This is a genomic window from Desulfatiferula olefinivorans, from assembly GCF_054657895.1.
In genome coordinates this window covers 23,369-37,757 of sequence record NZ_BAAHXV010000027.1, presented here as the reverse complement: position 1 = coordinate 37,757, position 14,389 = coordinate 23,369, and the positions used below count along the sequence as shown (strand labels likewise).

General features: G+C 54.9%; 13 protein-coding genes. 2 read left to right on the top strand and 11 right to left on the bottom strand.

What is annotated here, in order from left to right:
• Positions 1-133: 133 nt before the first annotated feature.
• Positions 134-1,345, top strand: a complete 1,212-nt coding sequence (locus tag ACYQ11_RS16490) for a hypothetical protein (protein ID WP_459924912.1) — start codon at positions 134-136, stop codon at positions 1,343-1,345.
• Positions 1,346-1,641: 296 nt separating this feature from the next.
• Here ACYQ11_RS16490 and ACYQ11_RS16485 read toward each other — a convergent pair whose 3' ends face one another.
• From ACYQ11_RS16485 to ACYQ11_RS16435, 11 genes are all read right to left on the bottom strand, one after another.
• Complete coding sequence (locus ACYQ11_RS16485; protein WP_459924911.1) at positions 1,642-3,012, bottom strand: sigma-54-dependent transcriptional regulator; 1,371 nt, start codon at positions 3,010-3,012, stop codon at positions 1,642-1,644.
• Positions 3,013-4,240: 1,228 nt separating this feature from the next.
• Entirely contained in the window at positions 4,241-5,032 is a 792-nt protein-coding gene (locus ACYQ11_RS16480) for an alpha/beta fold hydrolase (protein WP_459924910.1), read from the bottom strand.
• A 92-nt stretch (positions 5,033-5,124) separates the two neighbouring features.
• Entirely contained in the window at positions 5,125-5,970 is an 846-nt protein-coding gene (locus ACYQ11_RS16475) for a hypothetical protein (RefSeq protein ID WP_459924909.1), read from the bottom strand.
• A gap of 98 nt (positions 5,971-6,068) precedes the next feature.
• Positions 6,069-6,335: an amphi-Trp domain-containing protein gene (locus ACYQ11_RS16470; protein WP_459924908.1), complete on the bottom strand. Its 267-nt coding sequence runs from the start codon at positions 6,333-6,335 to the stop codon at positions 6,069-6,071.
• Between the two features lie 38 nt (positions 6,336-6,373).
• On the bottom strand, positions 6,374-7,561 hold the full coding sequence (locus tag ACYQ11_RS16465) for a GAK system CofD-like protein (protein WP_459924907.1): 1,188 nt from the start codon (positions 7,559-7,561) through the stop codon (positions 6,374-6,376).
• Positions 7,558-8,646: an HprK-related kinase B gene (locus ACYQ11_RS16460; protein WP_459924906.1), complete on the bottom strand. Its 1,089-nt coding sequence runs from the start codon at positions 8,644-8,646 to the stop codon at positions 7,558-7,560. The genes ACYQ11_RS16465 and ACYQ11_RS16460 overlap by 4 nt, the downstream gene beginning before the upstream one ends.
• The gene (locus tag ACYQ11_RS16455; protein WP_459924905.1) at positions 8,646-9,515 is read right to left on the bottom strand and encodes a GAK system ATP-grasp enzyme; all 870 of its coding nucleotides are present in this window, start codon (positions 9,513-9,515) and stop codon (positions 8,646-8,648) included. The genes ACYQ11_RS16460 and ACYQ11_RS16455 overlap by 1 nt, the downstream gene beginning before the upstream one ends.
• Positions 9,516-9,534: 19 nt before the next feature.
• On the bottom strand, positions 9,535-11,322 hold the full coding sequence (locus ACYQ11_RS16450) for a PhoU domain-containing protein (RefSeq protein WP_459924904.1): 1,788 nt from the start codon (positions 11,320-11,322) through the stop codon (positions 9,535-9,537).
• Between the two features lie 5 nt (positions 11,323-11,327).
• Positions 11,328-11,591 (bottom strand): amphi-Trp domain-containing protein, encoded by a 264-nt coding sequence (locus ACYQ11_RS16445; protein WP_459924903.1) that lies wholly within the window; start codon positions 11,589-11,591, stop codon positions 11,328-11,330.
• A 35-nt stretch (positions 11,592-11,626) separates the two neighbouring features.
• On the bottom strand, positions 11,627-12,778 hold the full coding sequence (locus ACYQ11_RS16440) for a hypothetical protein (RefSeq protein ID WP_459924902.1): 1,152 nt from the start codon (positions 12,776-12,778) through the stop codon (positions 11,627-11,629).
• Entirely contained in the window at positions 12,775-13,209 is a 435-nt protein-coding gene (locus ACYQ11_RS16435) for an arsenate reductase ArsC (RefSeq protein ID WP_459924901.1), read from the bottom strand. Before ACYQ11_RS16435 ends, ACYQ11_RS16440 begins: the two co-directional genes overlap by 4 nt.
• 303 nt (positions 13,210-13,512) lie before the next feature.
• Here ACYQ11_RS16435 and ACYQ11_RS16430 point away from each other — a divergent pair, with 303 nt between their 5' ends.
• A complete protein-coding gene (locus ACYQ11_RS16430) occupies positions 13,513-14,364 on the top strand; it encodes a PEP-CTERM sorting domain-containing protein (protein ID WP_459924900.1) in 852 nt (283 codons plus the stop codon).
• Positions 14,365-14,389 lie beyond the last annotated feature (25 nt).

Below are 14,389 nucleotides of genomic sequence, written 5' to 3'. Positions count from 1 at the left end.
TATCACCCTTTAGGCCCGCCGGTCCCTGGGGGCCCATCGGACCGGTAAGGCCCTGAGCACCGGTGTCGCCTTTAGGTCCCTCGGGACCCATCGGACCGGTAAGACCCTGAAGTCCGTTGTCGCCCTTGGGACCTTGGGGACCCATCGGACCGGTGAGACCCTGAGCACCGGTGTCGCCTTTAGGTCCCTCGGGACCCATTGGACCGGTAAGACCCTGAGCACCGGTGTCTCCTTTAGGCCCCTGGGGACCCTTATCACCCTTTACACCCGCCGGTCCCTGGGGACCCATTGGACCGGTAAGGCCCTGAGCACCGGTGTCGCCTTTAGGTCCCTCGGGACCCATTGGACCGGTGAGGCCCTGAAGTCCGGTGTCGCCCTTGGGACCCTGGGGACCCATCGGACCGGTAAGACCCTGAGCACCGGTGTCTCCTTTGGGACCCTGGGGACCCATCGGACCGGTAAGACCCTGAAGTCCGGTGTCGCCCTTGGGACCCTGGGGGCCCATCAGACCGGTAAGACCCTGAAGTCCGGTGTCGCCCTTGGGACCCTGGGGACCCATCGGACCGGTAAGACCCTGAAGTCCGGTGTCGCCCTTGGGACCCTGGGGGCCCATCGGACCGGTAAGACCCTGAAGTCCGGTGTCGCCCTTGGGACCCTGGGGGCCCATCGGACCGGTAAGACCCTGAAGTCCGGTGTCGCCCTTGGGACCCTGGGGACCCATCGGACCGGTAAGACCCTGAGCACCGGTGTCGCCTTTAGGTCCCTCGGGACCCATTGGACCGGTAAAACCCTGAAGTCCGGTGTCGCCCTTGGGACCCTGGGGACCCATCGGACCGGTAAGACCCTGAGCACCGGTGTCGCCTTTAGGTCCCTCGGGACCCATTGGACCGGTAAGACCCTGAAGTCCGGTGTCGCCCTTGGGACCCTGGGGGCCTTCGGGACCCTCTATCCCCTGGGGACCGACGGCGCCAAGGGTCATATCCATCCGGTCCATCCAGTCACAGGAGCCTTCATCACCCCATTCAAACAGCCAGGCATGATTCCATTGCATCCAGTCCTTCCAGTGCTTTCCGTGTTTTTTATGCTTTCCGTTAGCCCTGTTTCTCTCGACAACCAGCCGATAGGTGCCCGCGTCGATGCCTTCCGGAAGGACCGCTTCAATATAGTCGTCACTGGCGAACCGGACCTCCAGGCGATCATCATCCAGCCAGACGTCCTGAGACTCGCCGAAGTTCTCACCGTTGATGTACATCATACCGGTCTCGACATTCGCGGCGGCATTGAAGATTCTGAGCCGGTGCGATTCGTTTGGATGCTTTCCCTTGGCATAGGCAAGGCTGTGTAACGATACGAACGCCAGAAAAACCAGAAAATACCGGATACGATTATGTTGCATGGCTCCCCCACCTGACTGTGACTGAATGATGCGGCTGAAACAACGGCCACGCCGACGTTTTTTGCCGCGTCATGATGATATTTCAGCAAGGGATATGCCAGAACGGCCCCGGCACCGACAAAGCATGGGCATCGACCGATCGCGCCATCGTTGAAGGGAGCGCCGGTGCACCGACGTCAACCCCGTCCCGACACGCCAATTACTGTCATGTAATTCAAATTACATACATGTAACCGGAATTACATTTATCGATTTTTCCGCCACCGGGGATGGGAAATGTTGAATTTTTTGATTTTATAGTTGAGCACCCTCGGACTGACTCCGAGAATGCGGGCCGCATCCTTCTGTATCCACAGACAGGTTTCGAGGGCCTTGATGATCCTCGCCTCTTCCGAGTCGCCCCTGGGCGAGGGACTCTGGGGCCGCTGCGACACGAAGGATTCAACGGCTTTTAGCGGTTCGGGCGTCAGGATGTTTTCACGCCGGATAATCCGGCTTTCTTCAAGCATGACGGCACGCTGAATCGTATTGTCCAGCTGACGGATGTTACCCGGCCATGAATAGCGTTTGAAACAATCGATCACCTCCGGCGAGAACCCGTCAATGCGCTTGTTCACGGTTCGAAGGGCCTTGGCGAGCAAAAGCATCGAGAGCGGCTCGATATCCTCGATCCGATTCCGGAGCGGCGGTACGTCGATGGACAGAACGTTGATCCGATAATACAGATCTTCACGAAAACTCCCCTCTTCGACCATCTTCTCGAGATTACGGTTGGTCGCGGCAATCAGACGGACATCGGCGTAGACCGTTTTGCTGCCGCCCAAGCGTTCAAACGTTCGTTCTTCAAGAACCCGCAAGAGCTTCGCCTGAAGGTTCAGGCTCATCTCGCCGATTTCATCCAGAAACAGGGTCCCTCCGTCGGCCTGCTCAAAGCGCCCGATCCGAAGCTTGTCGGCGCCGGTGAACGCACCTTTTTCATGGCCGAACAGCTCGCTTTCCAGAAAATTTTCCGTGATGTTGGCGCAATTGATTTTGATAAACGGTTTTTTCCGCCGCCGGCTGTTGAAATGGACGGCGCCGGACAAAAAACTTTTGCCCGTACCGGTTTCGCCGCTGATTGAAATACACAGGTCCGATGACGCGAATTTTTTCAGTGTCCGGATGCAGGCCTGTGACGCAGGGCTCACCGAAATGATTTTGTCAAAGTCATACACCACGTCCTGCTGCCGTCTCAGATAATCGATCTCATTTTTCAGGCTCCGGGTTTCAAGGGCATGGTGAACCACATGCCGGATGCGCACATCGGAAAAGGGCTTGACCACGAAATCATAAGCCCCGGCCTTGATCGCACGCACCGTGGTTTCGGTATGATCGGCCTCGCTGGTCACGACCACCGGCGCAATCGCTCCCCTGCGTCTGATCTCATCGATCAGGGCCAACCGTTTTTCGATATCCGACCCCAGATCAAGAACGATGACATCGTAATGGACGGCTTCAACCTGTTTGACGAAAGCAGGCCCGCTTGAAACAAAAGTAATTTCCCCAAAGGGACTGAAGACGTCCTCCAGAAATTGCCGCCACTGCGGTTGACGCTCAAAAACCAGCATTTTTTTCATAACCCGGCATCCCCTGTCATGGTATCCGTCGAACGAACGTACACATCCCGCAGCATCTGCAAGCGCGACACTCCCATCTTCCGTGTTCACTGTTCAGCAAGAAACAGGGGCAGGGCTCGGACCTGTTTTCAATCCTTAACGACGTTCGAACCGATTCATTAAAAACCGGTCGCCAAAACCCATTGAATGCGCACCACGTGCCCCCCTATCATAAAATCCTATGGAAATTTAACCCATACAGGCGCTTCAAACAATACATAAATTCAGATATGACAAGGGGGCCCAACGAATCCGGGGCAGGGACTTCAGTGCGGTGATACCCGTCCTCACGCTGTTGCAATCCACAACCCATTGGGCCGGGCGCCTCTGGGGCCAGGAAGGTTTATCGTATTCAGTCCGTCGAGAAACCGGGCGCGAAAGACCTTGACTATTGGAAACAGGGAACACGCAAACTTTCTCGGAGAACCGGCTCAATTCCTTTTTTTCTTTTTAACTGCGTCTTATTGTTTATTGTAGGCCTCAACAAACTCATCCACACTGATACCGGCCTGACGGATTGCGCTTCGGAGGTTTACAACGGCAAGGCTTTTGTGAAGGGGGCTGACACAGCCCTTGTCATCTTTTCGCATGACAACATGGGTGCCCTAATCTGATAAAAAAACCCTTTAGGTCCGTTTTAAAGGAAACGCTTCCAGATACAACCCCGTTGTCTCCTGAAGATTCTTGATCGCCTCTTCAATATTCTCCCCCTGGCTGACCGTTCAAAGCTCGGGGCATTCGACAACATAAAGATCATCCTCTTTGTGAATGACTGCGGTAAACGAATTCATAGTTGACGGCTTCGTAAAATGTCCGATATCTGCGTTACGCGTCAGCCCTCGTCACTGCGGCTTACCTTAAGTAAGCCTCATTCCTCGGGATTCGCAAGCTTTGATCTCGAACATTTTCCGAAGCCGTCCAAAAACTTACTTTTTACGAGATCATCATAGTTGATATCCTTCGTTCTTTATACATAAACCAGTTTTTTAAATTTACGGCGTTTGAAAATCCGGGTGACAGGCAAAGGTCCTGATGCCCGCAGCATCGATGACCCGGCTCTGACCGCCCAGACGGTCGTATCCAAAGGACCCGTCAGGGCGTCTAAATAGTGAATGCAGACAAGCGGATCTGAGCTATGAACATGTTTTCCCGAACGTTGCTTCACGGGTGCAAGGGATAACCGGCAGTTCTATTTCAACTCAACACCCAAGAATTTTCCCATGGCACGAAGAACGATCTCCGGCGAGTCGTCAAATGCCACATGTTCAGCGAAAGGAACGTTCAAGAAGTTCACTTTTTCGTTCATGGATTTCAATCGGGCCATACTCTCAAGATTGGTAAGAAAATCATTGTCCCCGCGAATCACTAACATATCTGAGGCAATATCGCGCACGCTCTTATCGGGATGCCCATCCGCAGACAGGTCTGTCCACATGGTTACAACGTTCCTGGAAAACGTATCGAAATCCGGTTCAGGGTTCAGGCGCATATAGGTATCGTAGCTTTCCGGGAACATCCCCTTCCATGCCTCGCCGGTCATGCCGGAGATCATCTCCCAGCAGGGTTCGTTCTCGTTCATTTCCCAGCTTGCCCCCACGGTTACTGCTTTCTGGAGCCGATTATCCTTCCCGGCCGCATAACGATAGGCCACCACACCGCCATCGCTGAAACCAAACAGGTTAAATGTCTGAAGATCAAGATCATTGATCACCGCCATAAGATCATCCGTCAGCGTTTTGTAGGAAAGGGCGGCGCTTCCAAGGTTTGACCGTCCGTGTCCACGGCTGTCGATCCCGATCAGTCTGAAATGACGAGACAGGATAGGCGCAATCGTATTGAAGTCCTCAATGGTTCCGAAGCCACCATGCAGCATGATCAGGACGGGACCATCGGAGATCCCGATTTCCTCGACGTAAATCTCGGCGTCGGCACTCACAACGAGGCGACCTGTTGTATGGCTAAACGTGGAATGACTGTTCATTTCAACACTCTCCTTAAATGGGATGCTTGCGCATCCGACTAATAACAATACGTATACGCCAATCAATACTTGTGCACAACTTTTCCGGGTGTTCATTCCAATTTCTCCTGCAACAGATAAGACGGACGTCTCCATACCAAAAGGGGGAAGGGCTCGATAAGGGGTGGTTCTGATTCCATGGCAAGAAAGGCCCCATCCACGATCCTTGCCTTGACACGGGTTGCAGATTGTCCTGCCTGGACGTTTAACGTCACCATCCTGCGCGTCGATGAGACGACCTGAAACGGCCAGATTCGCGGCTCGGAGTTCAAAGTGATCACGAAAGAGGACTCGGTGACATCAAGTGTCAGACCGTCAATCATTCTTTCCACATTGGCCCCGATACCGCCAACGTTTTTTCCCTTACCGTGAGACAATCCCGATTTTGCCCACACTTCCAGGGTCCGGTCCGTATCCAGAGACCAGAGGCCGAGAATTCTTCCGTCATCCACCCGACATCCGGTTCGTTGCTCCAGAAGCTCCAGAAACCGTTTCCGCTCATCGAAGGTTGAGAAAAAAGAATCGTCGATCACCACGGTACGGGGCCGGCTTTTCGGCCCTCCGGTCAGCACGGTTCTGTCATTGGATCGGGACAATCGAACGATATCGGCAATACCCATACGGCGTCTGGAGACAACGGTCCTGACGGTAACGGTCTCCCGGCCCAGAATGACACACTGCTCACGGCCATAGCGGATCAGAACCAGGCCGGAGGTCACCGACAACAGCGCGATACCGGAAAAACCCAAAGTGACGGGATCGGCAACCACCTGCCCCGGCGACGTGAAGAAGGCCAGGACAACCGCCACACCGCCAAACACCATCCCGGCAAGCACCGCGGCAATCCCCATGCCGACCTTGCTGTCGGCGCCAAAGCGCAAATCATCATCAGAATCCAAGGCTTGTTCCGTATCTGCATTCAAATCGCCGGATGACGGTGTCTCAACGTTATTCACGGGTGCCTTTCTTGAACAACACCAGACCCCGTCTCAAGGGTTTATTCGGCAGCGGCTTCTTCGTCTTCGGGGGCGGCGTCGGGCGTCCGGTCTTTCCAGGAAAGTTCCATGGCGAACTTGTGTTTGTCCTTCTTGATCTTGGCTTCCACTTCAAGGTTCAGGACAGCGGGGGGACAGAGGATCACTTTTTCTTCGTTCTCAACCACCTCGATTTTCCCCACTTTCAGGCTGGTCACCAGGTCTTCCAGATAGGTGATGGCTTCGCCAAGGCCCAGTTTCTTTTCGATGCTTACGGATTGTTTGCTCATGGATCATCTCCTTGTGTTGATGTGTTTTTTTGTAACCGTCATACCAGTGACAAAAGGATCGGCACCAGACGGTGGGCGTCAATGAGACCGTCGTCCCGGGTAATCAGGGGAACGTCGATGACACCGATGCCCCATGCCGAGAGACGGTCGTGATCGAGCTCGCCGGGGTAGCGCCCCCTGCTTGTATCCACGATCACATAGTTCAGGATATCGGAAATGCCGATCCGGGCGGGATCATCCCGTCTCAGCACGTCGATCAGGGTGATAATCTGGTCCATCAGGCTTGTTTCAAAAAGCTCGGGGTCTTCCACCGGATTGGGGATGAAAACCTTGGGGCAGGGATTTTTGCTGATGCTCCTGCCTACGCCACCCGGAAGAAAATTGGCGATCAGGCTGGAATAAAAACTGCCCATGGGATAGCAGATCAGTTCGGCTTCCGCAATCAGCGCGGCCACTTTTTTCCGGATGAACACCGGCTGGGGATTGACCTCGTCCAGGCCTGAATTCAGGAAAAGGCGCTTGATCTTCGATTGGAGCGGCTGTGTTTCCTTGCCCGTAAACCGGTGTTGCCCAAGAATGACATCGCCGTTTTCAAGCGCAACGCCCAGGTGACGGGATTTGGCCACCACGGGGCGCACCGTTCCGCAGACATGAACGAGTTTGGAGAAAATAAAGATCACGGGGTCGATGTGGCGCTGGTTGTTCAGGTATCCTGCGGCAAGGATCAGGTTCCCGATGCTGGCGGTTTGAAGATTGAAGTCCCCGGGCATGGCGGCCGTGAACAGATGCAGATGGTTGCGGATGATTTTCCTCATGGGATCGGGAATTCCGGCCACCAAAGGATGCCGGCCCGAAACCATGGACTCAAGTTCAACCCGGAGATCGGCGCCGTTCGCCTTTTTCGGAAAACGATGGGCAAACAGTGCGAAAATCTGGGGGTTGCCCATAAGGCTTCGGTCCGCCAGGCTCATCAGCCGGTTCCTCACGTCCCCGATGGCGGGCATGCCGAAGGCCTCCCGCAACAGGGCCGACGATCCTCCGGAATCGAAGGGGGTGATGATATGGATGGAATGATGGGTGTATTCGATCAGAACCCGGCTCACATCCTTCAGGGCGGAGCCGCCGCTGAAAAACAGTATTTTGGGACCAAGCTCGGGGCTTTTCCGGCACCGGGCAATGCGGATCGGATCGGGCAGCGTCACCATTCGGGTGATCCTGATTTTCACTCCCGCTCTCCCCGGAGAATGTCAAGGCAGATATGGGTGGCTTTGTCGAAGTCGACGCCCCCTGAAAATTCCCAGACCCGGCATCGGGACAGCCAGTGGGCATAGGTATCCGCGTCACCCTCAAGGAGGTTGCATCCCTCAACCGAATGAATGAACAGTCCCGGCGTTTTCATGAATGCGGGCAAAAGCTCCTTGCGTTGGGCCGGATCGATGGGACGAACCGTCATCGGCTGATCACTGCGTGTCCAGTTGAGGAGGACCAGATGTTCCATGGGCGCCCTCAGGATGAAGCGGTCCTCCCCGAAGCAACGGTCGATGGGCACATCGTATTTCTGTTCGAGGGTCCAGAGATCGGCGGGGGAAATCTGCCGTAACCTGTTTTGTTCGTCGTCCGGAATCACCGACGCGAGATCGGGGTTGTTCAACACCGTTCCGGGGTTGACCCGGGGCAACTTGGCAACCCCGTTCATGATGAGCCCCTTGCCGTTTTCCTCGATGATCAACCGGTCGTTGCTGACGAACCGTGTACCCCGGCTCATGATATGCAGGGAAAGGGTGGATTTACCCATCCCGGAAAAACCGGCAAGGGCCATTCCCCTGCCCCGGTATTCCACACCGGCGGCATGGCCCAGAAGGCAGCCCCGGCACAGCATCCATTCGATGTACCGGTTGTTGATGAAGTTCACCACCTGATTCATGTTGGCAAGACAAGGCCCCATGGCCAGGTGTTCACCGCCGCCGAATACGAAGACCATCCCGGTCAGGCATTTGCGAACCACCCGCCCGTCAGGGGTGTCGGCATATTCTTCCTTGACCTTGGCCTTGCCCGGGTCCGGCTCTCTCGGAGCATAGCGAAGACCCGTATCCGTCTCATCGGTTTCATGGACCGAGATGACAATGTTCGGACGGGATGATTCAACGACAAAGGGACGGCAGTAGCCGGAAAGGTCGTCGACAATGTCCCTCCGGTTCGCCTGAACGTGGACCGTACAATCACCGAACCGAAGGTCGATCGCCCATAGGGCCGGATGGCGGGAACGCACCCGCTCAATCAAATCGCTGACCAGAATCGTATTGTCACTCATCAGAGGGCCTCCAGAACATAGTTCACGTATCGTTCGGCGGGGTCGATATCGCTTGTGGTCATGACGCCCTTGAACCCTCCGAAGGCGGAAACCTCGAACACGACGGGCCCCGTTGGGGTCAGCGCCACATCCACGCAGGTAAAATCAAGGCCGAAAAGATTCTGGGCCTTCCATGCCAGATCGACAAGGTCTTTGTCGGGAGAAAAAGGATTATACCTTCCCCCGGACCGGGTGGTGGTGTTCCAGGAATTCCCGTTGCCGCAACGGGCATAGGTGGTCAGGTAACGACCTCCGAGGAAAGTGATCCCCAGATCCATGCCGTTGTGCTCGATCATGGCCTGGATATACATGATCGAATTCTCGGCTTTGAACGCCATGATCCGATCCCGGGCGTCCGGGGTGTTTTCGATGATGCACATACCCTTGGCTTTTGTGCTGTAAAGGGGCTTGAAAACGGCTCTGCCGAAGCGCTTGACAGCCCCCATGGCCTCGTCCACACTCTCTGTCACGATGGTGGGCGGCATGGGAATTCCGGCCGCCGACAACGTCACGGTACAGCTCAACCGGTCGATGACCCGAAGAATTTTTTCCGGGGATGAGCAGATCCGAAGCCCCTTTTCCGCCATGAACCGGAGGATTTCGAGCCGATCGAGCAGATCGGGAGAATACCAGGCACCGATTTTCTTGACGATCATGCCATCGAGGCTGAACAGATCCAGATCCCCGAGCATCACACGACCCGTCTCAAGGTCAAGGACGATATTCTCCATGTCGATCAGGAGGCGGAAACCCGTCAGGCGGCCTACGGTATCGGCCAGTAATTCCGACGACCACCCCCCGGGAGTTCCGATGACGCCTATTCTGGGCATGTCTTTAGACTCCTTGCATTTAATAAAATAAAACGTGTTCCGGAAGGATGAAGTCCTCCGGAGTCCTGTCGCCATGGGCTCTTATCTTTTCCATCAGGTAATGGGACCTCATCTGCATGTGCCGTGCAAAGGACCGGTTGGTTTCGAACCGGGTGGAGGTGAAAAAAGAACGGGCAAGGCCAAGGGCCATGCGCATATCAAACGTGGCATCGCCGTTTTCGGCGGCAAAGGTCTTGAATACCTGATAAAAATAGCCGGTCATCTCATTGAGTATCCGACGCGGCTCTTTCGTGAAAAAGGGAAGTCTGAAATGGGAGATCAGAAACACCGAGGCGTCCTGAACGTAGTCTCCCTCTTTGGACCGGTACAGATCGATAAAATGAATGTGCTGGTTGACATGATCGTAAATCAGGTTGTTCATGTTGAAGTCCCCGTGGAGCAGAACGGTGAAGGGCGTTGATACCGTTTGTTCCACCTGATGACAGTACTCGATCAGTTCCAAGGTCGATGCGATGGACAGGGAATTGATTTTCTGGGCATTCCTTGAAAAAAACGGATGGATGGCCAGCACGGAATCCAGCCGTGACGAAAGCTGAGCCATGAACTCAGAGGGCAAAGAGCCTTCCTTTTTCGTTTCCAGCCAGATGCGGCCGAGCATGTGGCCCAATATGGATACGGCCTGACCGATCCGCTCCCGGTCTCCGCCCAGAACCACCTCGTCCAGGGAATGGCCGGAAAGAAATTCAACGAGCATCGACGCGTTTCCATCGCGTTCGTAATAGCCATACACCTTCGGGGTGAGCCCCGGATAAAGCCGGGACCAGGTTTCGATATTCTCCTTTTCCTTCCTGATCTTCGACCGGCTGCCCGTCTTGAAGATGCCCTGGGCCTTGTAGGCGGCCTGGTCCGCCTGGACCCTTCCGATCTGGCACCCGGACCGGGAGCCCAGAATGGCCCTGAAATCGATATCCCGAAGGGTTCCTTCAAACCCGGATTCACCCAGGGTTTTTTCGAGGGCCTCGAACTGCCTGATTTTGATTTTGTCGCCGATGATAGAGAAAATCAGAGCTTCGCCGATATTGAGCAGGGAATCTCCGATGCGTTCCAGATAACGGAAAATGAAAATCGCCGTGATATGATCCCCCAGGGAGTGGTCCCCGTGCACGCGGGCCAGGACGCGGTCAATCATGGCCTGATACATGTTGCCACGCTCGAAATCCTTTTTGAACAGGGAGAAGGTTTCCGGGGTGTCACAACTCCTCAGATCCGATGCGATCTCTTCAAGAAACGTCATCATCACGGCCCTGTCGTACTGGTGCATGCTGTCCATGAGCCGGTCGAAACCGGATTTGTACATGGTATCCAGATGAAGCTCACTGTGACAGATCTCAAGAGCCTTGGCCAGATCCCGGCTTTGAAACGAGGGGATCACGAGTCCCAGGCTTTTGATAATCAGATCGAACATGACATCATGATCGAACCGGCCGATGAATTCGAATCGCGAGAGGTATTTGGTCTGCCGCGCGATATTGACGCAGAAATCACCGATCCTCTCCAGGTTCACACAGATGCCGTGGATGGCCCGGACACGATCGATGGCTGATTTTTCATGGACCCGGTTAATATAGGAAAAACAAAGGTTCTCAATGTTGGTTTTCAGGTTGTCGATGTAATCATCCTTGGAGTTGATCTTGTCCAGGAGTTTGACATCACCGGTTTTCAAAAGGCTGAGGGTCAGTCTGACCTGGCTTTCAATCTCCGCGACCTGAAACTGAAAATTCTCAAGAATGGACTCGATGTTCGGCATACATGTCATCCAATGCTGATGGGATCACTTTTTTTACTCGTCCGCGATTCACGCCAGGAAATGGAAATTTCGATTTTGCTTTTTTCATCGTTTTTCTTGGCCCGGACCTTGAATTTCATCAGATCGGACAAGGGCAACACGATCTGATCGTTCTTGGTATTGAGGGTGATGTGCCCCTTGCCGAAGCCTTCCACCAGGGAAAGAAAATACTGTTTGATCGTTTCGGTGTCCTGATAGGATTCGTGGTCGAAGTTGTCCTTGCCTGCCATGTCCGTTCTCCCTTTTTTCTGTTTTTTTGTGGCGTTCAGCCTGCGAGCCGGCTGCGGTATTCCTCGATGACCCGGTCCCTTGAAAAACCGGCGACAATCAAACGTTTCCGTATTGAATCATCATCCCAGGGCGGCTGGTACCCGATTTCCCGCTGGGCCTTGACGGCGTCACGCATGGCCGGGGACTTGATTTTTTCCCCCATGTGCGTGTCGTCCCCCATGAAAACGAGAAGGCGGCGTTTGGATGGACCGGCCTGCCTGTTTTTCTTGTCGAGAACGGAGATCAGGAATTCGGTGTACCTGCTGGATTGCGGATTCCACACCTCATAGCCGTCCACATCGTAGTCGGCCAGGAGGATGGGCCAGAACTGCTCGGGATGAGGGATCACGATGCCTGCGTTGAGGCGGCGTGCTTCCTCGATGATCTCCGAGGTTCTGTAAAAATAATGCAAGGGGAAAGACGCCTTCACCTGGGCCTTCACGGCTTTGAGAAAGGCCAGGGCGTTGTCGGTCAATTGGCTTCCGTAAACAGGCTTCAACGCTTCGAAATAATTAGCTATCACCTTGTTCTTGATCATCGCGGGAGGAATGCGGTCGCCGTGAATCCGCAGAAGGTCATCAATTTTCTGCACATGAACCCGTGTGAACTGGATGACTTTTTTGTCCACCGGAGTGACTTTGAGGGCACGTTGGATGATGGCGTCGTCGGGCTTTACCACGGCACGGATAAAATCGAACAGCTGGGATGACCGGTACTTGAACGTATGGGCCAGCATGCTCCTGAGGACATCGGCCCGGTCGAGATTCTTCCGTTCGAAATGAAGGAGAATCTGGACCTTCTGGTTGAAGCCCTTCGAATAACAGTCCACCTCCACACCGGCGTACTCCCCCACCTGTTCGATGACATTGTGCTGGGTCGGGATAATCAACGATTCACGCATTGCCGGATAGAGATTCCGGATTCGGGACTCGATCAGCTCCATGGCAACATGTTCCGGATGCCAGTGGAGGGCCATGACGACAGGCTGGTTCGGATAGGTGGCCTCAGGGGTTTCTGCCCGATTGCGCTGATCGTCGGTCAACTCATCGGACACCACGGCAAGAAACCGGCTGTGATCCTCCTCGGTAATGACGGCGTCATCGGGAGACGGAACGCGGCGATGTTTCTTTTCAGTCGCTCCGGTCATGACACACGTCCATCGTGTTCAATGAACGCCATGATTTTCGCGTGGATCGCGTCCCTTATCCCACGGATTTGATCTCGCTTTTCTTCATCGGTCCCTTCAACCTCCGCCGGGTCATCGAAAGGCCAGTGGAGGCGCTGAACAATACCGGGAAAAACAGGGCACCCGCGTTCGGTTTCCGGGTCGCAGACCGCGATAACCAGATCAAACAGACGGCCCTCCTTGTAAAACGTAAACACATCTTTGGACCGGCAGCCCGACAGATCATAGCCGATGTCCGCCATGGCCGCGATCACCTGCGGGTCCACCTTCCTGGGACTGAGCCCCGCACTCTCGGCTGCATAGCGGCCCATCCCTTCTCTGTTCAGGATGGCTTCGGCCATCTGGCTTCGCCCGCTGTTGTGCCTGCATATAAACAACACCCTCTTTTCCATGGGATCTCCTTATTAATCATAGGCTTAACTAACTACCGTCCTATTGTTAGATTCCGATGAGAATTATGCTAGAAGTGCCCGATGGCCGGCTAACCGTCTTTTAACGCTTCCAACATCAGGGGCTAACGATATCGGGGGATAAGGGGTCTAAAAAAGCGGAGTTGGGGTACTTGACCGACCGGAGTCAAACGGTATCGGTAAGCCCGGAATGCAGCATGACTGCGGTCCGGGCTTTTTGTTTTTGGGCCGGCAGCCATGGGTCGCCCATCAAAAATCATATGTCACCGTTCAGGAGGAAAATTTATGTATGCCAAGGGTTTGCTCAAGATTGCCGGGGTTGTCTTTTTATTATGCAGCGGGACCGCCGCCCATGCCTCGACCATCGCGTTTCAGGATTTCAACAGCCTGCCGTCCGGGTTCAACACCACCACGGACAGCGTTTCATCAGGCAGCCAGCTGACCCATGCCGGATCAAGCGCCATGACGACCGGGGCCACGGGCCTGGGTTTCACCACCTACTGGTTCGACACCCGGGGCGAGACCACCGGACCCGTCACCCCGACAAATGACACGTCCGACTTTGTGGGTGTCAACGCCTTCACAGGCAGCAACGCGCCCAATGTTTCCGCCGCCGGCAGCCCGGTTTCGGCGGGAAGTGAGCACAATTTTGAATTCAGCGACGGAGACGGCCGTCTGGATCTGGTGTTCGATGCCGTGAACGTCAGCGCCTATTCCGGGGTGACCCTGTCTCTGGACTACTGGATCACCAACACGGGCTACGAAACCGGCGACATGTTTTCCATCGGCCTCAGCGACGGCAACAGCCAGGTGACCCTGCTCAGCCTGAACGACATGGACCTCGAATCGTCGGCCTCGGCCGATGACGGCACCGCCAACTGGAAGCGGGCGTCCTTTGATCTGGATGACTACCTCAATGCCGCCATGGCATCCAGTTCCGCCTGCACCTTTCTGTCTCCCGAAACCCTTTCCCTCATCGTGAGTGTGGACACCAACGCCGCATCTGAAAACATCTTCGTGGACAACATTCTGATCGAAGGCAGCGAGGTCCCCGTTCCGGCAACCCTTATTCTTTTCGGCTCAGGCCTCGCCGGTCTTGCCGGTGTCCGTCGAATGAAAACACGCGTCCGGTCCTGATCGATCCGGCCCATGAAGGAGACCA